Raw genomic sequence first — 21,251 nt, forward strand, 5'->3', positions numbered from 1 at the left:
GATCGGGCGGGGACGGGGGCCGGCGGGCGGCGGCCCGCCCCCGTCGTGGGCGATCGTCCCGCGGACAGCGGGGCGGGGGCTGCTCCCGGCCCCCGTCAGTCCGCTCGCCGTTCCAGGCGGAGCAGCGCGTCCTCCAGGCCGACCACCAGTGCGCCGTCGGCCGTGACCGTGACCGCCCTGACCGGCGGGCCGGGGCGGAAGACCGTGCGGTCGCCCTGTTCCACGTGGTGGAGTTCGACGGTGCCGTCGGCCCAGGCGACGCCGAGGACCGGGCCGTGCGGGGTCTCGGTGGCGGCCAGCGAGACGACCGGCGAGGCCCGCTCTGCCAGGGGTGCCGGGTCCGGGTCGCGGCCCGGCGTCCAGCGGCGGACCGCCCCGTCGGCGCCGCCGCTGCAGACGAAGGGGGTCGCCGACTCGACGGCCGCCACCGCCGTGACCCGCCCGCTGTGCAGCGCCGCCTGGTGCAGTCCGGTGAGTCCGAAGGCGTGCACGGAGCCGAGCCGGTCGCCCACCACCACGGAGCCCGCGATGGCCGCGAGGGCCGTGCCGGGGTGCCGGGTCAGGGTGGCCGAGACCGCCTCCGTGAGACGCCGCAGGTACGGCGGGCGTGGCTCCCGCCCCCGTACGGTGTGCAGCCTCCCGCGCTCGTCGAGGAGCAGTACGGTCCCGTCCGGGGCCGGCGCGAGCGCGGTCACCCGCCCGGTCACGGGGTGGTCGAGCCGGCCCAGCGGCCGCGCGTCGGTCGCCGCGAGGAGCCGTACGGTGCCGCCGAGGTCCGCGACGAGCAGCGTGCCGTCCTGCGCCGCGAGCGCGGCCACCGGTCCGGGCCACGGCGGGGCGACGTCGCCCACGACCCGGGTCCACCGCACCCGCCAGGCGGCTCGGCCGGACAGCTCTTCGAGTGCGGGCCGCAGCCGCGGATCGGCGCCGTCGCCGAGGAGGGCGAGCAGTCCCAGCGCCCGGTCCGCGGGGTTCCGGGCCGCGCACAGGGCCTGCCCGGCCCGCAGCCAGGCCGCGCTCAGGCCTCCGTGGTCGTCGCCCGCGTCCCGCAGGTAGCCGGTGGTGACGGCCACCGGGTCGGCGGCGCACACGGCGGCCGGGTCGGAGAGGTCCACGGGCACCCGCGCCGGCGGCTCGGGCTCCGCGGCGGACTCCTCGGCGTCCACCTCCGCGAAACGGCCTGCCGCGAGGAGCTCGTACTCCGGCGTTCCCGGCCGGGTCTCCACGACGAGGCGCACCCGCCCGAGCCGCGCCAGGTCCGCCAGCAGCGTGGCGACGGCCTCCGGCTCGGCGGCCGCGTGCAGCGCGGGGAGCAGCAGCACCGTACGGGCGGCGCGGCCGTTGTCGCTGGTGGCGAGGGCACGGACGAGGTCGGCGGGGGACGTGGCGACGACGCCGAGGTGGTCGGCGACGGCCCACGCCGTGCCGAGCGCGCTGCGGCCGGTCAGCGGGACGAGGGCGCGGGCGCTGCGGTGGCGGCCGGCGGCCCGGGGGCCGTGCGCGGCGAGCCAGTCGAGCAACCCCGGCGCTCCGGTGACGAGGCAGAGGCGGGGGGCCTCGGGGTCGGTGAGCCAGCCGAGCAGGGCCGAGGCCCCGGGGCGCTCCGCGCGGACGGACGGCATGGACACCTCTCGGTCGGCGCGGCAGGGACGAAGAGCGGGCTGACGCTGTCGACCTTAGTCGTCAGTCCTGCGCTCCGGTGAAGTGCTCCCGTACGAGTGACGAAACCACTGCGAGATCCTGGGCGACGAGCGCGTCGAGGAGGGCGGTGTGCTCGGCGGCGTCGGCGACGAGTTCGCCGTGCCGGGTGACCGGGGCGCTGACGAGGGGCCACTGGGATCGCCGGTGGAGGTCGTCGGCGACGACGAGGAGCTGTTCGTTGCCGGCGAGGGAGAGGACGGCCCGGTGGAAGGCGCGGTCGGCCTCGGCGTAGTGTGCGCGGTCGCCGCGCGCGGCGGCGGTGGCGGTGGCCTCGGCGAGCGGCCGGAGCTCGGCCCAGCGGGCGGCGGGGACCGTGCGGGCGAGCCGGAGCATCACGGGCACCTCGATGAGCGCGCGCACCTCGGCCAGCTCCGCCAGTTCGCGGGGAGTGCGCTCGGTGACGCGGAAGCCGCGGTTGGGCACGACCTCCACGGCGCCCTCGGTGGCCAGCTGCTGCATGGCCTCGCGGACGGGGGTGGCGGAGACGCCGAAGCGTTCGCCGAGGGCGGGGGCGGAGTAGACCTCGCCGGGGACCAGTTCACCGCCGACGAGTGCGGTGCGCAGGGCTTGGAGGATCTGCCCGCGTACGGAGTGCCGTCGTACGGTCCGGGGCGCGAGCCCGGGTACGGGATCCTCGCCGTGCACGTGCTCGCCGCGCACGCCCTGCTGCCCACGGGCCTGCTCGGGGACACGCGCGGTGCCGGGGTGGGCCCAGGGGTCCTCGCGGTGGGAGGCGCCGTGCCGGGACGCGGCACCGGGGTCCGTTCCGGCTCCGTACCGGGACGCGGCACCGGGGTCCGTTCCGTCGCCTTGCGCCGCCGCCGCGGACGGGCCTGTCGTCCGCCCGCGCGTGCTGCCCTGCTCCACCCGGGTCCTCCTGCGCCTTCGTGCCGGGCCCGGCTCGCGGCGCCGGGGTCCCCCGTGCACGATAGGCGGACGGCGCCGCAGTTCAAACACCGTACGCATCGGGTAAGGTAAGGCTAACCTGCTAACGATCGTGATTCGGTGGTTCCGTATGGCCCTGCCCGCCCTGCTGCCGTCTCCCCCCTCCCTGCCCACCTCGCCCGTCGCGGCCGCCTACGCCCGGCTCGCCGAGGTGTTCACCGGTCTGCACGTCGACGAGCACGGCCGGGACGCGCGGCTGCCGGACGGTGCGGGCTGGATCGGCACGGAGCTCATGGCGGCCGGCGGCGACGGCCTGGACGCCTTCCTCGCCTGGGACGAGGCGCAGGTGCGACGGGACTACGGGGCGACCGCCCGCCCCGACGTGGTGGCGAGCTTCGGACTGCACCGGTACGCCTGGCCCGTGTGCCTCCTGGTGACGCTGCCCTGGTTCCTGCACCGCCGGGTGCCGCGGCTGCCCGTCCGGAACGTGGCCTTCCACCGTCCGCTGGGCCGGCTCGCGGTCCGGGTGGAGGAGTTCGCCTGCCTGCCGGGCGACCCGGCCGCCGCCCTGCCGGGCGCGCGGGTGCTCGCGGACGAGGAGGCCCTGCGGGCGGAGGTGCGGGACGCCCTCGCGGAGCACTTCGAGGAACTGCTCGCCGGTTTCGGGCCCCGGATGCGGCGCGGCCGGCGGGCCCTGTGGGGCATGGTGACGGACGAGATCGTCGAGGGCCTCTGGTACGTCGCGGCGCTGCTCGGCGAGGAGGACCGGGCACTGGCCGAGCTCGAGCGCCTGATGCCGGGCACCACGAGGCCGTACGTGGGGACGGCAGGCTTCCGCGAGCTCGCGGGCTCGGCCGAGGCGTGCGGGGCTACGCGCTCCACCCGGGACCGGGCGACCTGCTGCCTCTTCTACACCCTGCGGCCCGAGGACACCTGCCTCACCTGTCCGCGGACTCCCGACGCGGAGCGGGTCAGCCGCCTCGCGGCGACCGCCTGACCGACTCCCGCCGTTACGCCACCCGTCAGAGTGACGTAAATCGAACACAACTCGCCGCCCCCGTGCGGGAGTTCGACCAGATCCCACCTATTCGCATGCCGTACGGCCCCGATGGCGTGCTCTTGCCCCGAAACCCCCTGCCCGCCCCGCCCGGTCCGCCAATATGGGCGGCCGTATCGCCCTACTGCGAGGCACTACTGCGAGGCAAGGGACACCGCAATGAGACTGACCGACATATCGCTGGACTGGCTGCTTCCGGGCGGCGTGATGGTGGCGGGCGTCCTGACGGCGGTGGCGGTGCTCGCGCGCGGGAAGCGCGCCGGTGACCAGGCCGCGGCCGAGGACTCCTGGGAGCGCAGCGAGGAGCGCCGCAGACGCAAGGAGGCCGTCTACGGCACCGCCTCCTACGTCCTGCTCTTCTGCTGCGCCGCGGTCGCGGCGGCGCTCTCCTTCCACGGGCTGGTCGGCTTCGGCCGGCAGAACCTCAACCTCACCGGAGGCTGGGAGTATCTGGTGCCCTTCGGCCTCGACGGGGCCGCCATGTTCTGTTCGGTGCTCGCCGTCCGCGAGGCCAGCCACGGCGACGCGGCCCTCGGCTCGCGCCTCCTCGTGTGGACGTTCGCGGGCGCGGCGGCCTGGTTCAACTGGGTGCACGCCCCGCGGGGCTTGGGCCACGCGGGCGCCCCGCAGTTCTTCGCGGGCATGTCCCTCTCGGCCGCGGTCCTCTTCGACCGGGCGCTGAAGCAGACCAGGCGGGCAGCGCTGCGCGAGCAGGGCCTGATCCCGAGGCCGCTGCCGCAGATCCGGATGGTCCGCTGGCTGCGGGCCCCCCGGGAGACCTTCGGCGCCTGGTCGCTGATGCTCCTGGAAGGCGTGCGGACCCTGGACGAGGCCGTGGACGAGGTGCGCGAGGACCGGCGGGAGAAGGAGCAGAACCGGATCCGCCGGCGGGAGCAGGCCAAGCTGGACCGGGCGCGCCTGAAGGCGCTCAACCGGCAGCACCGCGCCTTCGGGCGGGGCGGCCGGCAGGTGGAGGTGGCGGCGCTGGGCGCCGCGGGCGCGGGCTCCGCGACGGGGCCGGTGCAGGCCGCCGTCGCGGAGCCCGCCATAGCCGACCCCGGACAGCTGCCGCTTCGATCCCGGCCCTCCCTGCAAGCCGTGAGGGGAACTGACAGCCGCGAGTCCCGGACGGTGGACCTCACCGCCGAGGACGACACCCAGACGCTGCCCCGCCTGGACTCCCTGGAGCGCAAGCTCGCGGACCTGGAGCAGCAGTTCGGCTGAGCGGACCCCTGTCGTCCGGCGGGGCCGCCCGAGGAGATCCTCAGGCGGCCCCGCCGCTCAGTTCGAACCAGACCACCTTGCCCGCCGCATGGTTCTCGACCCCCCAGGAGTCGGCGAGGGCCTGCACCAGGACGAGACCTCGGCCGTGCGTACCGTCGTCGGCGGGCGGTACCCGTGGCCGGCTCAGTCCGGAGACAAAGTCCCGCACCTCTACCCGGAGTTGTTCGGGCGCGACGGTGGCGGTGACGACCGCCCCGTGGTCGGTGTGGACGAGCGCGTTGGTCACCAGCTCGCTGGTCAGCAGTTCCGCGACGTCGGTGGCGCCGGGCCCGCCCCATGTCCCCAGCATCGCGCGTAAGGCGTGTCGCACCTCCGGAACCGCGGTGAGATCCGCGCATCCCACCTTTCTGAGCAGTTGAGTCGGCTGTTTCGCCTCCCCGGCCATAACCCCCACCCCGTCGTCGGATCGAACAGGCTCACGGGGATGCATGCCCAGGCGCCGGGCCCGCATTCATCGGTGTGTACGGACCGTCAGGGCCGAGGCACGTTACGTACGTTCGACCGGGCCATCTGGAGCATCCGCCCCACTCCTCCGTCGAGCACGATCTTGCTGGCGGAAAGGGCGAACCCGGTGACCATCTCGGCGCTGATCTTCGGCGGGATCGACAGGGCGTTGGGGTCGGTGACGACGTCCACGAGCGCGGGCCCCTTGTGCTTGAAGGCGTCCTTCAACGCCCCCGCGAGCTGCTTGGGCTTCTCCACGCGGACTCCGTAGGCGCCGGCGGCGCGCGCGACGGCGGCGAAGTCGGGGTTCTTGTTCGTGGTTCCGTACGAGGGAAGTCCGGCCACCAGCATCTCCAACTCCACCATGCCGAGGGAGGAGTTGTTGAAGAGCACGACCTTCACCGGCAGGTCGTACTGGACGAGGGTGAGGAAGTCGCCCATCAGCATGGAGAATCCGCCGTCCCCGGACATCGACACGACCTGCCGGCCTCGGTCGACGAACTGCGCGCCGATGGCCTGCGGCAGCGCGTTGGCCATGGAGCCGTGACTGAAGGAGCCGATGATCCGGCGCCGCCCGTTGGGCGTCAGATAGCGGGCGGCCCACACATTGCACATACCGGTGTCCACGGTGAACACGGCGTCGTCGTCGGCGAGTTCGTCGAGCACGGCGGCCACGTACTCGGGATGGATCGGAACGTGCTTCTCGACCTTCCGGGTGTACGCCTTCACCACGTTCTCCAGGGCGTCGGCGTGCTTCTTCAGCATCTTGTCGAGAAAGCGCCGGTCGGTCTTGGCCCGTACGCGGGGAATGACGCAGCGCAGGGTCTCGCGGACGTCGCCCCAGACCGCGAGGTCGAGCTTGGAGCGCCGGCCGAGCCGCTCGGGCCGTACGTCGATCTGCACGATCTTCACGTCGTCCGGCAGGAAGGCGTTGTACGGGAAGTCGGTACCGAGCAGGATCAGCAGATCGCACTCGTGGGTGGCCTCGTAGGCGGCGCCGTAGCCGAGGAGTCCGCTCATGCCGACGTCGTAGGGGTTGTCGTACTGGATCCACTCCTTGCCGCGCAGCGCGTGCCCGACGGGCGACTTCACGCGTTCGGCGAACTGCATGACCTCGGGGTGCGCGCCGGCGGTGCCGCTGCCGCAGAACAACGTCACCCGTTCGGCCGAGTCGATCATCCGGACCAGCGCGTCGATCTCGGCGTCGCCGGGCCGGACGGTGGGTCGGGAGGTGACGAGCGCACTCTCGACCGGCTTGTCCGGGGCGGTCTGGGAGGCGATGTCACCGGGCAGGGAGACCACGCTGACGCCGCCCTGTCCCACCGCGTGCTGAATCGCGGTCTGGAGCAGCCGGGGCATCTGCCGGGGGTTGGAGATCAGCTCGCTGTAGTGGCTGCATTCGCGGAACAGCTGGTCCGGGTGGGTCTCCTGGAAGTATCCGAGTCCGATCTCGCCGGAGGGGATCTGGGAGGCGAGGGCCAGGACCGGGGCCATGGAGCGGTGGGCGTCGTACAGCCCGTTGATGAGGTGCAGATTGCCCGGGCCGCAGGAGCCCGCGCAGGCCGCGAGCCGGCCGGTGATCTGCGCCTCGGCGCCGGCGGCGAATGCGGCGGTCTCCTCGTGCCGCACCTGGATCCAGTCGATGGCGGAGTCGCGCCGGATCGCGTCGACGACGGGGTTCAGGCTGTCGCCGACCACTCCGTAGAGGCGTTGCACGCCCGCACGGACGAGGATGTCGACGAACTGTTCTGCGACATTCTGTTTGCCCATGGGTCCATCAACCCATGGGCGGGGAGGTTACGCCTCCCAGACGGCCACCCCCGTACGGTCGTCGGCGTAACCCGTGACGCGCAGTTGGGTGTCGGCGAGGAAGGCGGCGAGGCCCGGCGGTTCGGCCGCGCCGGCCCAGCGGGCGGCGAGCTCGCGGGCGAGGTCCGGCTCGCCGCGCAGGGGGGCGGCGAGGCCGGGCGAGGCGAGCAGCAGGGTGTCGCCGGGGCGGGCGACGGAGGCGCGGAAGCGGAAGGGTTCGGTCGGGGGCGGCAGCGGCTCCTCGACGAAGGGCCGGCCGGGGGCGTCGGCGACGCCGAGCCTCATGGTGAGCCGGTCGCCGTCCTCGGTGGCCTCCGGGGCCTCGGGGGCGCCGGGGTCTTCGGCCGCCGGTCCGGAGCCCGGGGGCGGGGGACTCGGGGGCGGCGGGGCGGGCGGCGGGGAGGCGGGCGGTGGGGATCCGAAGCCGACGACGGGCGCGCCGGCGGTCGCCGAGGGTTCCGGCAGGAGCGGCTCGATGTCCTGCCAGGAGCCGTCGCGGAGCCGGAACAGGCCGCCGCCACCGATGCCGAAGAAGACCCGGGTGCGGCACTCGGGGTCGGCGGAGAGCAGGAGGCAGCGCAGTCCGGCCGTGTACTCCTGGGGGTCGAGGCCGCGTTCGACGGCGCGGGCGCGGAGCTTGTTGTAGGTGCGGTCGGTGAGCCGGTGGAGGCCGGACTTGAGGTCGCCGCGGCGGCCGGAGCGGATGTCCTCGGAGAGCCGGGTGTGGCTGCGGCCGACGGCCTCGCCGATCCAGCGGCAGACGTCGGCGGCGGCGAGGTGGGTGTGCTCGGCGGCGCGGCGCCCGGCGGCGACGGCGACGAGCACGAGGGCGGCCTCGTCCTGGCCGAAGCGCGCGGTGAGCAGGGCGTCGCGGCGGGGTTCGCCGCGGAAGCGGGCGGAGTCGCCGCGGACGGAGGCGGCACGGAGCGTGTAGGCGCCGTACCGGGCGCCGTCGAGGACGGTGTCGGCGACGAGCGCGTCGAGCTCACCGGGGCGGGCGGCGGGCAGGGCGGTGGGCTCGGCGTCGTAGGTGGGCGGCCGGGTGCCGACGTGCCCGGTACGGGGGCGGGGCGCGGGGACCTGCACGGTGGGCGCCTCGGCCGGCCGGGCCTCGGGCCGGGTGGTCGGCACGGGCGGCTCGATCTCGACGGGCGGCGCGGGCCGGGCGGGCGCGCCCGCGTCGGGCGCGTCAGGTGTGCCGGGCGTGACCGGCGGTGCGGCCGTCGTGGTCCGGGTCGCGGAGTCGTAGCGCTCGTCGAGGCTGTCGGTGGTCGGGGCGGGCCCGGTGTCGGGCGCCGCCTCGTCGTAGAGCTCGTCCCACCAGTTGGTGTCCCCCTGCTGAGTCATGCCCTTATTGTCCACCGCACAGGCCGTCAGAAAACGGGACATCCGCAAATGTGTCGCGGTGGGTCGGCGGTGGAACGGGTGGTCCGCCGGACGACCCCACCCCCCACGGGAAGGACGTCCGGCGGACCGGCGTGATCAGCGCACGTCGTAGGCGCGGACCACGGTCTGGGTGACGGAGTTGCCGTGGGCGTCCGTCAGTTCGGCCTTCAGGGTGACCTGCTTGCCGGTGGCGCCCGCGTGGTTCACGGTCGCGGTCCAGGCGTCGCCCTGGTGGGTGACCTGCGCTTCGGTCCAGGTCGTACCGCCGTCGTAGGAGTACGAGAGCCTGGCCGAGGTGAGCGCCGCGGGGGTGTAGCCCGCGTGACCCGTCACGCCGAGGCCGATCTGCTGGCCGTCGGTCGCTGCGAGGGTCTTGAGTCCGTCCTCCGGAAGGTCGTACCGGGGGAAGAGAATGGGGATGCCCTGAGAATAGACGTTCTCGTCGAGCTCGGAGGTGAATTCCCATACCGAGTTGACGGAAGTCGAGCGGGCCCAGACCTTGCTCCCGATCTTCATGGTGTTCTGTTCGAGCGTGTACGTGCCGGGCTCGGCCGGCACCTCGAAGACCCCGAAGGGCCAGCCGGTGGCGCCGATCTCCTCGCCGTTCCTGCTCAGGTGCAGGTTGCCGATGTCGCCGAAGGAGCCGGGCTCGGCATGGTGCGTGGCGTCGCCCCACATGGCGTCGGCGAAGCCGATGAGGTTGCCCTGGCGTTCGGCGACGAGCACCGGCTCGCCGGCGGCGTCGCGCGGGGCGGTCGGGGCGATGACGCCGTCGTACCAGTTCTCGGTGCGGCGCTCGCCGGCGGCGTAGGCGTGCCGGCCGCCGACCATCAGTTCGCCGAACGGGAAGCTGCTGCCGACGAGCGACTGCCAGGCGGTGCCGCCGGCCGAGTAGTACGCGGTGCGGGTGCCGGGGGCCGGGACGGTCTCCAGGGAGCCGAAGGCGACGACGGTGCCGTCGGGCCGGTAGGCGGCGGGGAACTCGACGAAGTCCGTGCCGATGCCGGAGGAGCCGTAGCGGGAGTCCGTGCGGCCCAGCGTGCGGTCCTCGACCCGGTAGGTCCGGTCGTCGTGGATCGCGCGGGTCTCCGGGAACGCGAGGTTGTAGACGTACGGGCTCTTCGCGGTGGCCTTCCAGGCGAGCGTGACCTCTCCGGCGGCGAGCTTGCCGAGCAGCTGCGCGGCCTCGGCGGAGGGCACCGAGAGGGCCGGCAGGCCGATCCCGGTGAAGCCGCCGCTGGGGTACCACCGCCCTTCGGCCCGGTGGTACACGAGGACCGCGAGGGCGCCGGCCGCCTTGGCGTTGCGGGCGAGGGTGCCCGCGTTGGTGCTGTCGTCGGGCAGGCGGACCAGCGCGATCCGGCCGGCGACCTGGGCGGCGGTGAGCTCGGCCGGGGTGCCGGTGCCCGCGTCGACGAGCCGGGCGGAGCCGGTGCCGTCGAGGTTGTCGGAGGCGAGGGAGCCGGTCAGCGGGTGCAGGAGCAACCCGCCGGCGCCGTCGAGGGCCTTGAGCTCGCTGATCTGCGGGGCGGCGGCGCGCCAGTAGCTGCCGAACTCGAAGCTGCCGTCCTCGGCGCGGCCTTCGACGGAGGCGTAGTAGCCGCGGATGGTGCGCGGCCCGGCGGCGGTACCGGCGTGCAGCCAGGTGTCGTCCCAGGCGCGGCTGAACGCGAGGGTGGCGCCGCGGGGTTCGGAGGGCTGCTGGGTGCGGACCTGGAGGCGGTGGGCCCGGCGGGCGTCGAGGACGACCGTGGTGTCCTTCTTCAACTCCAGCTGCGGGCGGGCCAGGTAGCTGACCGAGTCGTTGAGCGTGGCGCCCTCGCCCGCGTCGGGGGTGGTGACGAAGGAGGAGAGGAAGTAGCTGCCGGCACGCAGCCGGTAGACCTGGTCGGCGGAACCCTCGTTGAAGCGGCGCTCGCCGCGGGCGTCGTCGGTGCCGATGACGTCGAGCGAGGACGCCCCGTCGGCGGGCCTTCCCTGACGGTCGATCAGCTTGACGCGCAGGGTGAGGGTTTCCGGCTCGACGTACAGCGCGAACGGGGTGGAGACGTGGACGCCGCGGCTTCCGGTGGCGTTGGCGACCACACGGCCGGTGACGTCGCCGTACTGGGCGCGCTCCAGGCGGGCGGTCGGGTCGACCCGCAGCGGGACCTCGACGGTGGCGCCGGCCGGGACGGTCACGGTGCGCTTGCCGAGGCGGGCGACCGGGGAGCGGACGGCGGAGCCGTCGTTGCCGGTGACCTTCTCGACGGCGAGGTCGAGGGTCACGGGCGTGTCGCCGGTGTTGGTGTAGGGGACGGCGACGGTGGTGCGGTCGCTGTCGTCCTGCGGCCAGCTGAAGGTGCCGCCCTGGACGGCGGGGGCGCCGAGGACCCGCTGGTCGATCGCGGCCTTCACGTCGAGTCGCCCGCCGCCGACCTCGCGGGCGTCGCCCGGGACGCCGCTGTCGGCGGAGGAGACGAGCGCGGCCTTGATCTGCTGGGCGGTCCAGTCGGGGTGCCGCTGCTTGACGACGGCGGCGGCGCCCGCGACGTGCGGGGCGGCCATCGAGGTGCCGGACATCGACTGGTAGGCGTAGACGCCGCGGCCGCCGGCCGCGGCGGCGGAGATGCCGACGCCGGGGGCGGCGATCTCCGGCTTGAGGGTGTGGGCGGCGTCGGCCGCGGGCCCGCGGCTGGAGAAGTACGCGGTGGAGTCGTCGCGGTCGGTGGCGCCGACGGTGAGGACGCTCGGCGCGCAGCCGGGCGAGGAGACCGTGTTGCCGGCGGGGCCCGAGTTTCCGGCGGCTATGACGAACAACGTGCCCTTGTTCTGCGCCAGTTGCTCGGCAGCGATGCTCATCGGGTCGGTGCAGTCCGTCTCGGAGGGGTTGCCGAGGCTCATGGAGACGACGTCGGCGCCCTGGGCGACGGCCCATTCCATGCCGGCGATGATCCATGAAGTGGCCCCGGATCCGGAGTCGTTGAGGACCTTGCCGTTGAGGAGGGCCGCGCCGGGGGCGACTCCCTTCTTCTTGCCTCCGCTCGCGGCGCCGCTGCCGCCGACGGTGGAGATGGTGTGGGTCCCGTGGCCCTGGCGGTCGTCGGCGCTGTCGGAGTCGGTGAAGTTCCGCGCGGCGACGATCCGGCCCTTGAGGTCCGGGTGCTCGGCGTCGGCGCCGGTGTCGAGGACGGCGACCTTGGTGCCGGTGCCGTCGAAACCGGCGGCCCAGGCCTCGGGGGCGTGGACCTGAGCGGTCGAGCGCTCCAGGGTGGCCTGCACCTTGCGGTCGAGCCACAGCTTCTTCAGTCCGCCGGCGGTGGAACGGGCGGCGGGGCCGGTGACGTCGGCCCAGAAGGCGGCGGCCTGCTTCTTGTCGGCCTTGAGGGCGACCGCGTCGACGGTCTTCAGGACCGGGCCGCGGGTGGCGCCGCGCGGGGTGGCCGGCACGGCGCGGGCGGTGGCCAGGTCCGTGCCGTAGACGGCGATGAGCGGCAGGGCGGCCGTGCCGGCGTCGTCGTAGCCCTGGCGGATCAGCCCGGTGACGTTGAAGAGCTCCTCGTCGACCCGGCCGGCGGCCAGCGCGGCGGTGGCGCCCTCGGGGTAGACGTAGAGGTCCTGGCCGGACCGGCGGGTCTGCACGAACGGAACGGTGCCGTCCTCGCGGGGCAGCGCGGCGGCCGCCGCCTCGCCCGAGGCGTCGCGGGTCACCACGACCCGGTCGCCGGTCACGAGGGTGACCGTGGCGGTCCGCTGTCCGGCGCGGGCGGCTGCCTCGCTGCCCACCAGCGGTCGCTCGGCGGTCGCCGGGGCGTCCTGCGGCGCTGCTGCCGCGGACGCCGCGACCGCGGTGACGGCCAGCACGGCGGCGGTCGCCGCCCCCAAGGCCGTACGCGAAATCGGGCGCATCGCTCTCCCCATCTGATTCCGGGCATGACGGCACAAGGTGCCTATGTCCGGAGGCTGTTGGTGCTGCGGTGGCGCCACATTGGCAGAGGTGAGGGTGGTGCAGGCAGGATGGGCGAGGCGGGAATGCGCCGTGGCCGATTCCCGCCAACGCACCAACGGAACGAACGCGTCCGGTGGCCGCCCGGGAATTGTCCCGGGTCGCCCAAGGACGTCCGCGCGAGGGGTGGGATCCATGATGCTGGGAGCGATAGGTCTCGACGAGCGGCAGGAGTCCGCCTACCGCGCGCTGGTCGCGCTGGGCGCGGCCGAGGTCTCCGACCTGGCCCATCGGCTCGCCCTGCCCCAGGGCGACACCGAGCGGGCGCTGCGCCGCCTGGAGTCGCAGGGCCTGGCCGCCCAGTCCTCGGCCCGCACCGGGCGCTGGGTCGCGGCCCCGCCCGGGGTGGCGCTCGGCGCCCTGCTGACCCAGCAGCGGCACGAGCTGGAGCAGGCGGAGCTGGCGGCGGCCCTGCTCGCGCAGGAGTACCGCGCGGAGGCCACCGAACCGGTCGTGCACGATCTCGTCGAGGTGGTGACCGGCGCGAGCGCCGTCACCCACCGCTTCCTGCAGCTGCAGCTCGGCGCCGCCGAAGAGGTCTGCGCGCTGGTGACGGGCAAGCCGATCGCCGTGTCCGGCCTGGAGAACACGGCGGAGGCGCAGGCCGTGGAGCGGGGCGTCCACTACCGCGTCGTGATCGAGCGCGAGGTGCTCGGCCTGCCCTCGGGCCTGACCGAGCTGTCGGCGGCGCTCGGCCGGCACGAACAGATCCGGGTGGTGGACCGGGTGCCCACCAAGCTGGTCGTCGCCGACCGCTCCCTGGCGATGGTCCCGCTCACGGGCCGCGGGGCCGAGCCGGCCGCACTCGTGGTGCACGCGAGCGGTCTGCTCGAATCGCTCATGGGCCTCTTCGAGTCGGTCTGGCGCGAGGCCCTGCCCCTGCGGCTCGGCGCGAACGCGCAGGTGGCGGAGGAGGAGACCGCGGGCCCGGATCCGACGGACCTGGAGATCCTCAGCCTGCTGCTCGCCGGCATGACGGACGCGAGCGTGGCCAAGCAGCTGGACCTGGGACTGCGGACGGTGCAGCGGCGCGTGAAGGGTCTGATGGAGCTGACCGGAGTGACGACCCGGCTGCAGCTGGGCTGGCACGCGTACGAGAAGGGGTGGGTGGCCCGTCGGTGACACAGGGCCGTATGGCAAGGTGAGCGCCCGGTTTCCGTCCGGATCCCCCGACGCCCCTCAGGAGCACCACCCATGAACGGAAGGCGCCGCCGCGCCCTGCTGGCCACCGTCACCCCGATGCTGGAGCCCGGGGAGCGCGTGGAGGTCACCTCGCTCGTCAATCTGAGCTCGGTGTCGGTGCGCCGCACCGCCGCGTTCGGCATCGCGTCGGCGATCGCGAGCGGCGGGTCGCTGGCGGTGGTCCCGGTGCCGACGCCGATGTACCTGGCGATGACGGACCGCCGGATCCTCATCTTCCGGGCGGACCCGGTGTTCGCGAAGCCGGTCGAGCACACGATGACCATCCAGCGGGAGGGCCTGTTCCGCTCGGAGGTCAAGGAACGGATCCTGAACTCGTCGTTCGTGCTCTGCTCGCCGTACAGCGAGACCTCACTGAAGATCATCTTCCCGCTGATCGACCGCAAGGCGCGCGATCTGGTGGCCGCTGCCCTGCCTGTCGCGAGCTGACTCCCCCTCCCCGCCTCCCTCCTCCCCCTCCCCTCCCCGCCTCCCTCTCCCCCGTCCGTCGGCATTGACCTGCGGGAACACCGCCGATCCTGCACCCTTGGCAGATGGGTGTGTGGCAGCTCCTGCTGATCGCGATGGTGATGCTGCTCGGCCTGTTCGGGGTGCTGACGCCCGGCGTGCCGGGGACGTGGCTGGTGTGGGCGGCGATGCTCTGGTGGGCGCTGCACGAGCAGACCGGCCTCGCCTGGATCCTCCTCGTCTCCTCCACCGGACTGCTGCTGCTCACCCAGGTGGTCGTATGGCAGCTGCCGCCCCGCCGGTTCCGGGGCGTCGGCATCACCCGGCGGATGGTGGCGTACGCGGGGGTCGGCGCGTTCCTCGGTTTCCTCCTGATCCCCGTGCTCGGCGCGATCCCCGGTTTCATCGGTGGGATCTACCTCTCCGAACGCCTGCGCCTGGGCGGCCACGGCCAGGCGGGGGCGGCCACCCGCACGGTGATGCGGGCGGCGGGGACGAGTGTCCTGGTGGAGCTGTTCGCGTGCCTGCTGATCGTGGGGGCGTGGGCGGGGGCGGTGATCTGGGGCTGAGGGCACGGGGACCGAGGTCTCAGGTCCTCCGATCCGGATCCTCAGATCCGGGTCCTCAGGTCCGGGTCCTCAGATCCGGATCCTCAGATCCAAGTCCCAGGCGCAGGTCCCAGGTGCAGGTCCCAGGTGCAGGGCCCAGGTGCAGGGCCCAGGTCCGTGCCGCCGGGATCCCGGACCTCGCGCCGATCCCCCGGCGCTCGCCCGGCGCGATGCTGGGGACATGAGGGATTTCGACGGTTTCAGCGAGGCCGAGCGCGCGTACCTGCGGACGCAGCGGCTCGGCCGGATGGCCACGGTCGACCCGGCCGGCCAGCCGCAGGCCAATCCGGTGGGCTTCTTCCCGCAGGAGGACGGCACGGTGCTGGTCGGCGGCGGGGCGATGGGCCGGACGAAGAAGTGGCGCAACCTGCACGCCAACCCGAAGGTGGCCCTGGTCGTCGACGACCTGGCGAGCGTCCGCCCCTGGCGGGTGCGCGGCGTGGAGATCCGCGGCGAGGCCGAGCTCCTCGTGGGCCCGCACCGCCTGGGCCCGTACTTCAGCGAGGAGGTGATCCGGATCCACCCCCGCCGGATCCACAGCTGGGGCCTCGAAGGCGCGCCTTAGCCCATGTCGTCGGACTCCCGGCACCGCCCGGAAGGCGGCCGTGCGGCGTCAGGTGCGTGCTCTCGGCGTGCCGGGCGCACGTCGTCGTACGTGGCTCACCCGGCCTTGCGCGCGGTGCGGCGGGCGTGCGTGCCCGGCGTCGCGGGAGCAGGGCAGCGGCGGGGGTCCGGCGGCGGTGCCTGGGAGACGCGCAGGTAGCGGGCCGCGTACGAGCGCCAGGGGCGCCATTCCGGACGGTCCGGGAGGCCTTCGGGGGCGACGTCCGGGTCGCCGAGGGCGCGGGCGCGGATGACGGCGGCGGCCTGCGGGGACACCCCGGGGACGGCGGCGAGGGCCGCCGCGGAGGCGTCGCGGTCGGCTCCCGGGTCGAGCCGGACGGTCCCGTCCGCGAGCGCCGCGGCCAACGGGCCGGCGACCGGGTGGCCGGTGAGCGTGCCGGGCTCGGGGAAGACGCGGTTCAGCGTGCCGCAGGGCGTCTCCAGGGGCGTGCCGTACCGCTCGACGAGCCGGGCGGCCTCCTCCGGTCCGACGACGGCCCGTACCGCGAACTCCTCCGGCTCCGCCGCGCCCGGTGACCGTACGCCGGGCCGCTCTGCGACCTCCGCGGCCAGGACCGGGTCGGCGCCGAGGCGTTCGGCGACGGCGTACGGGTCGGCGTCCAGGTCGAGCAGCCGCCGCAGCCGCTGGACGGCGGTGCTGAGGTCGCGCAGGTCGGTGAGGTGGATCCGCGCCTCCAGCCAGCGGCCCCGGGAACGCTCGTCGACGGAGACGATCCCGATGCCGTACGGCAGCCGGAGCGTGCGCCGGTAGGTGCGCGCTCCGGGAACACCGACGACCTCCTCGATCCCCGGCACCGCCTCGGCGGCCAGCAGGTCGAAGACCTCACCGGCCGCGTACGGCCCCCGGTGCGCCAGCCGCAGCGGGATCCCGGCGGCGAGCGCCGTCCGCGGGCCCGTGCCCGTGCCGGACTCGGTGCGCAGCTCGGTGGGGGTGCGGGCGTAGACGGCGCGCATGGTGTCGTTGAACTGCCGGACGCTGGCGAACCCGGCCGCGAAGGCGATCTCGGTGACGGGCAGCCCGGTGGTCTGCAGCAGCAGCCGCGCGGTGTGCGCCCGCTGGGCGCGGGCCAGCGCGACGGGTCCGGCGCCGAGCTCGGCGGTCAGCTGCCGCTGCACCTGCCGGGCGCTGTAGCCGAGCCGTACGGCGAGCCCGGGCACGCCCTCGCGGTCCACGACCCCGTCGCCGATCATCCGCATGGCCCGGGCGACGACGTCCGCCCGCACGTTCCACTCCGCCGAGCCGGGCACGGCGTCGGGCCGGCACCGCCGGCAGGCCCGGAAGCCGTGGCCCTGAGCGGCCGCGGCGGTCGGGAAGAACCTGACGTTGCGCCGCTTGGGGGTGACGGCCGGGCAGCTGGGCCGGCAGTAGATGCCGGTGGTGGCCACCGCGAAGAAGAACACCCCGTCGAACCGCGCGTCCCTGCTGCTGACCGCCTCGTAACGGGTGTCCTCGTCCGAGGGGACGCTCGTCACCGTGTCCGCCGCCATATCCGTCATGCCCTCCAGTGTGCGGGAGCGGACGGGGCCCGACTGGCGGATTTCGGACACGGAGCCCGGACGGCCGGCCCGGGCGGACGCGAGACGCTGACGAGCGGGCCAGCAGGCCGTGCCGGCGTCCCCGGGCTGCGGTGGCGGGCCTCGCCGGGTGCTCCCGGCGTGGGCGTGGGCGCGCCCGGATACTCCCGGCCCGGCGTGGCGGGGCCACGCCGGGCGTTCGGGGCTCGGGGGGCCGGGGCCGCGCCTGACGCTCCCGGCGCGGGGCGCGGGGCGCGGGGTCGTGCCGGACGTTCGGGGCTCGGGGGCCGGGGCCGCGCCTGACGCTCCCGGCGCGGGGCGCGGGGTCGTGCCGGACGTTCGGGGCTCGGGGGAGCCGGGGCGCGCCAGGTGCTCCCGGCTCGGGGATGGCGGGCCACGCCAGACGTGCCGAGCCCGGCGGGCCGGGGCCGCGCCTGACGCTCCCGGCACGGGGCGGCGGGGCCACGCCGGACACCGGGCTCGGGCACGCCTGAGTCCGGTCTCCGACGGCGGCCCGGCGGCGGAATGTCGCCGCCGCCGGGGCCTGCCCTCGCCTGTCGTCGCGGCCCGTCGTGGCCCGCCGTGGCCCGTCGCGGCCCGTCGCGGCCCGTCGCGGTCCTACCGGAAGCGGCCGCGCTTGATCTGCATCGCCGCGCGGCCCTCCGCGCCCTTGCGCTTCCAGTCCTTGAGGATCTCGGCGCGGACGCGGGCGTCGGTCTTGGCGACCAGGCGCTGGTTCTCGCGGAGGAGCTTGTGGTAGCTCTCCAGGCGCCGCTCGGGGAGGGACCCGTCGGCGATGGCCGCGGTGACGGCACAGCCCGGCTCCGACGCGTGGCCGCAGTCCTGGAAGCGGCACCGCGCCGCCAGGTCCTCGATCTCGGCGAAGACCTGACCGACCCCGGCCTCGGCGTCCCACAGGCCGACGCCGCGCAGGCCGGGCGTGTCGATGAGCACGCCGCCGCCCGGGAGGACGAGGAGGTTGCGGGTGGTCGTGGTGTGTCGGCCCTTGCCGTCGACGTCACGCGCCGCCCGGACGTCCATGACGTCGTCGCCGAGCAGGGTGTTGGCGAGGGTCGACTTGCCGGCGCCGGAGACGCCGAGCAGCACGCTCGTCCCGCTCGCCGCGACCGCGCGGAGCACGTCGAGCCCCTCGCCGGTGTGGGAGCTGACGGGCAGGACCTGGACGCCGGGGGCCACCGTCTCGACGTCCTCGACCAGGTACGACAGACCGACGGGGTCGGGAACCAGGTCGGCCTTGCTGAGGACGACGAGCGGCTCCGCGCCGGACTCCCAGGCGAGCGCGAGGAAGCGCTCGATCCGGCCGAGGTCGAGTTCGACGGCCAGCGAGACCGTGATGACGGCGTGGTCGACGTTGGCGGCGAGGATCTGACCCTCGGACCGCTTGGACGACGTGGAACGGGCGAAGGCGGTACGGCGCGGCAGGCACGCCCGTACGTAGCGGGGGTCGCCGACGCCGTCGGGGTCGACGGCGGCCCAGTCGCCGGTGCAGATCACCCGCAGCGGGTCGTGCGGGGTGACGAACGCCGTGTCGGCCCTTACGAGACCCTCGGGGGTCACGAGGTCGCACTGCCCCCGGTCGACCCGGACGACACGGCCGGGCAGCAGACCCTGAGCGGCGTACGGAGCGAACTCCGCCTCCCAGGCCTCGTCCCAGCCGTAGGCGTGCAGGGAGGACGAGAAGGAGGAGGAAGCCGAAGAAGGAGAAGAAGAAGAGGAAAGCGAGGAAGACAAGGGGAGCCCTTCACAGGGTGGCCCCGGCGCTGCGCGCGGGCAGCTGGAGAAGGGTCAGCCGGAGGCCACGGAGGTGGAGTGGACGGTCATCTGGTTGCGGGCACGGCCCTTCGTGACGACAGCCATCGGTCACACCTCCTGGTCTCGAACGGTCTTCCGGACCACGGTCCCCCGGACCGCGATCTTCGTGATGTCTCCACCGTAGCGGGGCCCGGTCCGGGGCACCACGCATTTATCTCCGGGTGCTCACCTCGCGACCAGGCGGTGCGTCAGTTCCATCAGCCGGGCGCGGGCGTCGGTGTCGTAGGCCTGCTCGTGGGCCCGGCTGTCCGTGAAGCGGTCGAAGTAGCGGCCTGTGGTGTCGGCGAGTTCGGGGTCGTGGAGCAGTCGCGCCGTCGGCCGGACGCCTTCCTCGGTGCCGACCACGGGGGTGAGCCCGTACGCCCGCACGGCGGGCGTGTCCATCAGGTGGGCCGGGTGGAGGGTGTTGACCGTCACTCCGCTGCCGCGGAGTTCCTCGGCGAGCTCGAAGGTCGCGATGATCAGGGCGAGTTTGCTGCGGCAGTAGGCGCGCAGGCCCTCGTAGTCCCGTTCCAGCATGACGTCGTCGAAGTCGATGGTCTCCTGGCCGATCGAGGCCACGTTGACCACGCGGGCCGGAGCCGAGGCGGTGAGCAGCGGCAGCAGGCCGCGGGTGAGCGCGTACGGCGCCAAGTGGTTGACCGCGAAGCGGAGTTCATGTCCCTGGGCACTGAGCTCGCGGACCAGCGGGCGGGCGCCGCCGCCCGCGACCGCGTTGTTGACGAGGCCGTCGAGGCGCGGTTCGGCGGCGCGGATCCGGTCCGCGAGCGCGTGCACCTGGTCGAGGTCGGAGAGGTCGGCGCGGTAGGTGCGGACGGTCGTGCCGGGGTGGGCGGCCCGGACCTCGGCGGCGACGGCGGCCAGTCGCTCGGAGTCGCGGCCGTGCAGCAGGACGGTGCCGCCGCGCGCGGCCAGGTCGAGGGCCAGGTCGTGGCCCATGCCGGAGGTGGCGCCGGTGATCAGGGTGGTGTGCTGTGCCATGCCCGCCACCCTGACAGCGCCGGCCCGGCCGAGGCAGGGCGTGCCACACCTGGTGTTCCCACCACCAGGCTCGGCGATCCACCAGGCTCGGCGGTCCACCCGTGCCGGCGTTCGCGTAGCGGTGCTTCGCGCCTCCGAGACACACCAGCAGCGCTTGTCCGGTCCTCGCGCCCCGGGCTTCGCACGGGCCGTCTCCGCGTGTCCGATCCGTACAAGACCGGGGCGCCCGGCGCCTCCTAGCCTGCGGGCATGGACACGAACCGCCCCACGACGCAGCACCCCACGAACCGCCCCGCGCCCGCACCCGCGCCCACTCCCCCTCCGGTGCCCGTGCTCGACGTCATCGGCCTGGTCACCGCCGACATGGCCGCTTCCCTGGCCTTCTACCGGCTGCTCGGCCTCGACGTCCCGGCCGGTGCCGAGGACGCCCCGCACGTGGAGGTCACGCTGCCCGGCGGTCTGCGCGTGCTGTGGGACACCGAGGACGTGGTCCGCTCCTTCGACCCGGACCGGGTCCGCCCGGCCGCCGGCGGCGACCGTGTCGCGCTCGCCTTCCGCTGCGCGGACCCGGGCCGGGTCGACGCGGTCTACGAGACCCTGACGGCCGCCGGGCACCGCGGCCACCTCAAGCCCTGGGACGCGGTGTGGGGCCAGCGGTACGCGGTGGTGCTCGACCCGGACGGGACGGGCGTCTCGCTCTACGCCGACGCGGCCGGGCCCGCCGGCACCGCGCCCGCCACGTAACGCGTCAGCGTCAGGCCCGTCAGGGCCCGCATCTCGCGGGCGAGATGGGCCTGGTCGACGAAGCCCGCGCGGTAGGCGGCCTCCGCGTACGGCACTCCGCCCGTCACCAGCGCGAGGGCCCGCTGCAGCCGCAGGATCCGGGCCAGTGTCTTCGGCCCGTAGCCGAAGGCCGTCAGCGCCCGCCGGTGCAGTTGCCTGACCCCGAGCCCCAGCTCGTCCGCCGCTGTCCCCACGGGTACCCCGGCCCGCAGCCGGGCGACGACGGCCCGCAGCAGCGGATCGGGCGGGGGCGCGTCGGCGGCCCTGCGCAGCACCAGCGCCTCCAGGGCCGCCGCCCGGTCGACCGCACCCGAGACCTCGTCGGCGAGGCGGCGGGCGGTGCGGGCGCCCCACAGTTCGGCGAGGTCGACCCGCTCGTCGCGCAGGACGCTCGCGTCGGCGGCGAGCACGGCGGGTGCCTGGCCGGGCGCGAAGCGCACGCCCGCGTAGTGGGTGGCGGGGCTGCCGGGGACGTACGCCCTGGTGTCGGGACCCGCGACGAGCAGTCGGCCGTCCGCCCAGATCAGGTCCATGCAGCCGTCCGGCAGGACGGGGCGGGTGCCCGGATCGGCCGGGTCGGCGGGGCCGGTGGCCCGGGTCCACACGACCGCTCCGGTCAGCCGGGCGGGGCGTTCCTCGTACACCCCACCAGGGTAGGCCGATCCGCTGACACCGGCCCGGTGGGCGGAGCAGAATGGTGCCCCGACCA

Annotated in this window: 17 protein-coding genes; 7 read left to right on the forward strand and 10 right to left on the reverse strand. The window is 74.6% G+C overall.

Annotated elements, in window-relative coordinates; genetic code table 11:
• Window positions 1–95 precede the first annotated feature (95 nt).
• Both AB0M16_RS32440 and AB0M16_RS32445 read right to left on the reverse strand, forming a co-directional pair.
• Window positions 96–1,622, reverse strand: a complete 1,527-nt coding sequence (locus AB0M16_RS32440; RefSeq protein ID WP_365349371.1) for a hypothetical protein — start codon at window positions 1,620–1,622, stop codon at window positions 96–98.
• Between the two features lie 61 nt (window positions 1,623–1,683).
• A complete protein-coding gene (locus tag AB0M16_RS32445) occupies window positions 1,684–2,568 on the reverse strand; it encodes a GntR family transcriptional regulator (protein WP_365349373.1) in 885 nt (294 codons plus the stop codon).
• A gap of 148 nt (window positions 2,569–2,716) precedes the next feature.
• Here AB0M16_RS32445 and AB0M16_RS32450 point away from each other — a divergent pair, with 148 nt between their 5' ends.
• Entirely contained in the window at window positions 2,717–3,583 is an 867-nt protein-coding gene (locus tag AB0M16_RS32450) for a (2Fe-2S)-binding protein (RefSeq protein ID WP_365349375.1), read from the forward strand.
• A 219-nt stretch (window positions 3,584–3,802) separates the two neighbouring features.
• Window positions 3,803–4,867, forward strand: a complete 1,065-nt coding sequence (locus AB0M16_RS32455; protein WP_365349377.1) for a DUF2637 domain-containing protein — start codon at window positions 3,803–3,805, stop codon at window positions 4,865–4,867.
• 40 nt (window positions 4,868–4,907) lie between these two features.
• Here the strand turns inward: AB0M16_RS32455 and AB0M16_RS32460 are convergent, their stop codons facing one another.
• The 4 genes from AB0M16_RS32460 to AB0M16_RS32475 all read right to left on the reverse strand — a co-directional run bounded on the left by AB0M16_RS32460 (window position 4,908) and on the right by AB0M16_RS32475 (window position 12,454).
• Window positions 4,908–5,312 (reverse strand): ATP-binding protein, encoded by a 405-nt coding sequence (locus AB0M16_RS32460; RefSeq protein WP_365349379.1) that lies wholly within the window; start codon window positions 5,310–5,312, stop codon window positions 4,908–4,910.
• An 86-nt stretch (window positions 5,313–5,398) separates the two neighbouring features.
• Window positions 5,399–7,141 (reverse strand): pyruvate dehydrogenase, encoded by a 1,743-nt coding sequence (locus AB0M16_RS32465; RefSeq protein WP_365349381.1) that lies wholly within the window; start codon window positions 7,139–7,141, stop codon window positions 5,399–5,401.
• A gap of 27 nt (window positions 7,142–7,168) precedes the next feature.
• Window positions 7,169–8,527: a protein phosphatase 2C domain-containing protein gene (locus AB0M16_RS32470; RefSeq protein ID WP_365349383.1), complete on the reverse strand. Its 1,359-nt coding sequence runs from the start codon at window positions 8,525–8,527 to the stop codon at window positions 7,169–7,171.
• Between the two features lie 135 nt (window positions 8,528–8,662).
• Window positions 8,663–12,454 (reverse strand): S8 family serine peptidase, encoded by a 3,792-nt coding sequence (locus AB0M16_RS32475; protein WP_365349386.1) that lies wholly within the window; start codon window positions 12,452–12,454, stop codon window positions 8,663–8,665.
• A 235-nt stretch (window positions 12,455–12,689) separates the two neighbouring features.
• Between AB0M16_RS32475 and AB0M16_RS32480 the strand changes: the two genes are divergently transcribed.
• The 4 genes from AB0M16_RS32480 to AB0M16_RS32495 all read left to right on the forward strand — a co-directional run bounded on the left by AB0M16_RS32480 (window position 12,690) and on the right by AB0M16_RS32495 (window position 15,371).
• A complete protein-coding gene (locus AB0M16_RS32480; RefSeq protein ID WP_365349462.1) occupies window positions 12,690–13,673 on the forward strand; it encodes a helix-turn-helix domain-containing protein in 984 nt (327 codons plus the stop codon).
• Window positions 13,674–13,745: 72 nt separating this feature from the next.
• Window positions 13,746–14,180 carry a hypothetical protein gene (locus AB0M16_RS32485; RefSeq protein ID WP_365349388.1) on the forward strand — a complete coding sequence of 145 codons (435 nt, stop codon included), beginning with the start codon at window positions 13,746–13,748 and terminating at the stop codon, window positions 14,178–14,180.
• A gap of 104 nt (window positions 14,181–14,284) precedes the next feature.
• Complete coding sequence (locus tag AB0M16_RS32490; protein ID WP_365349390.1) at window positions 14,285–14,767, forward strand: DUF456 domain-containing protein; 483 nt, start codon at window positions 14,285–14,287, stop codon at window positions 14,765–14,767.
• A 220-nt stretch (window positions 14,768–14,987) separates the two neighbouring features.
• A complete protein-coding gene (locus tag AB0M16_RS32495) occupies window positions 14,988–15,371 on the forward strand; it encodes a PPOX class F420-dependent oxidoreductase (protein ID WP_365349392.1) in 384 nt (127 codons plus the stop codon).
• A 95-nt stretch (window positions 15,372–15,466) separates the two neighbouring features.
• Here the strand turns inward: AB0M16_RS32495 and AB0M16_RS32500 are convergent, their stop codons facing one another.
• From AB0M16_RS32500 to AB0M16_RS32510, 3 genes are all read right to left on the reverse strand, one after another.
• Complete coding sequence (locus tag AB0M16_RS32500; protein ID WP_365349394.1) at window positions 15,467–16,927, reverse strand: AlkA N-terminal domain-containing protein; 1,461 nt, start codon at window positions 16,925–16,927, stop codon at window positions 15,467–15,469.
• Window positions 16,928–17,563: 636 nt separating this feature from the next.
• Window positions 17,564–18,697: a ribosome small subunit-dependent GTPase A gene (gene rsgA / locus AB0M16_RS32505; protein WP_365349396.1), complete on the reverse strand. Its 1,134-nt coding sequence runs from the start codon at window positions 18,695–18,697 to the stop codon at window positions 17,564–17,566.
• A gap of 246 nt (window positions 18,698–18,943) precedes the next feature.
• The gene (locus AB0M16_RS32510; protein ID WP_365349398.1) at window positions 18,944–19,759 is read right to left on the reverse strand and encodes an SDR family NAD(P)-dependent oxidoreductase; all 816 of its coding nucleotides are present in this window, start codon (window positions 19,757–19,759) and stop codon (window positions 18,944–18,946) included.
• A 249-nt stretch (window positions 19,760–20,008) separates the two neighbouring features.
• Between AB0M16_RS32510 and AB0M16_RS32515 the strand changes: the two genes are divergently transcribed.
• On the forward strand, window positions 20,009–20,503 hold the full coding sequence (locus AB0M16_RS32515; RefSeq protein ID WP_365349400.1) for a VOC family protein: 495 nt from the start codon (window positions 20,009–20,011) through the stop codon (window positions 20,501–20,503).
• On the opposite strand, the gene AB0M16_RS32520 is transcribed toward AB0M16_RS32515, so the two are convergent.
• A complete protein-coding gene (locus tag AB0M16_RS32520) occupies window positions 20,458–21,186 on the reverse strand; it encodes a helix-turn-helix domain-containing protein (protein ID WP_365349402.1) in 729 nt (242 codons plus the stop codon). The two genes, AB0M16_RS32515 and AB0M16_RS32520, sit on opposite strands and share 46 nt — an antisense overlap.
• Window positions 21,187–21,251 lie beyond the last annotated feature (65 nt).

This window comes from Streptomyces sp. NPDC051921, from assembly GCF_040680975.1.
Lineage (GTDB): Bacteria > Actinomycetota > Actinomycetes > Streptomycetales > Streptomycetaceae > Streptomyces.

What these genes read in the sequence shown, in the direction of transcription:
- AB0M16_RS32440 (WP_365349371.1), bottom strand. Translation starts at nt 1,622, where the DNA reads ATGCCGTCCGTCCGCGCGGAGCGCCCCGGGGCCTCGGCCCTGCTCGGC.
- AB0M16_RS32450 (WP_365349375.1), top strand. Translation starts at nt 2,717, where the DNA reads ATGGCCCTGCCCGCCCTGCTGCCGTCTCCCCCCTCCCTGCCCACCTCG.
- AB0M16_RS32455 (WP_365349377.1), top strand. Translation starts at nt 3,803, where the DNA reads ATGAGACTGACCGACATATCGCTGGACTGGCTGCTTCCGGGCGGCGTG.
- AB0M16_RS32460 (WP_365349379.1), bottom strand. Translation starts at nt 5,312, where the DNA reads ATGGCCGGGGAGGCGAAACAGCCGACTCAACTGCTCAGAAAGGTGGGA.
- AB0M16_RS32465 (WP_365349381.1), bottom strand. Translation starts at nt 7,141, where the DNA reads ATGGGCAAACAGAATGTCGCAGAACAGTTCGTCGACATCCTCGTCCGT.
- AB0M16_RS32470 (WP_365349383.1), bottom strand. Translation starts at nt 8,527, where the DNA reads ATGACTCAGCAGGGGGACACCAACTGGTGGGACGAGCTCTACGACGAG.
- AB0M16_RS32475 (WP_365349386.1), bottom strand. Translation starts at nt 12,454, where the DNA reads ATGCGCCCGATTTCGCGTACGGCCTTGGGGGCGGCGACCGCCGCCGTG.
- AB0M16_RS32480 (WP_365349462.1), top strand. Translation starts at nt 12,690, where the DNA reads ATGCTGGGAGCGATAGGTCTCGACGAGCGGCAGGAGTCCGCCTACCGC.
- AB0M16_RS32485 (WP_365349388.1), top strand. Translation starts at nt 13,746, where the DNA reads ATGAACGGAAGGCGCCGCCGCGCCCTGCTGGCCACCGTCACCCCGATG.
- AB0M16_RS32490 (WP_365349390.1), top strand. Translation starts at nt 14,285, where the DNA reads ATGGGTGTGTGGCAGCTCCTGCTGATCGCGATGGTGATGCTGCTCGGC.
- AB0M16_RS32495 (WP_365349392.1), top strand. Translation starts at nt 14,988, where the DNA reads ATGAGGGATTTCGACGGTTTCAGCGAGGCCGAGCGCGCGTACCTGCGG.
- AB0M16_RS32500 (WP_365349394.1), bottom strand. Translation starts at nt 16,927, where the DNA reads ATGACGGATATGGCGGCGGACACGGTGACGAGCGTCCCCTCGGACGAG.
- AB0M16_RS32510 (WP_365349398.1), bottom strand. Translation starts at nt 19,759, where the DNA reads ATGGCACAGCACACCACCCTGATCACCGGCGCCACCTCCGGCATGGGC.
- AB0M16_RS32515 (WP_365349400.1), top strand. Translation starts at nt 20,009, where the DNA reads ATGGACACGAACCGCCCCACGACGCAGCACCCCACGAACCGCCCCGCG.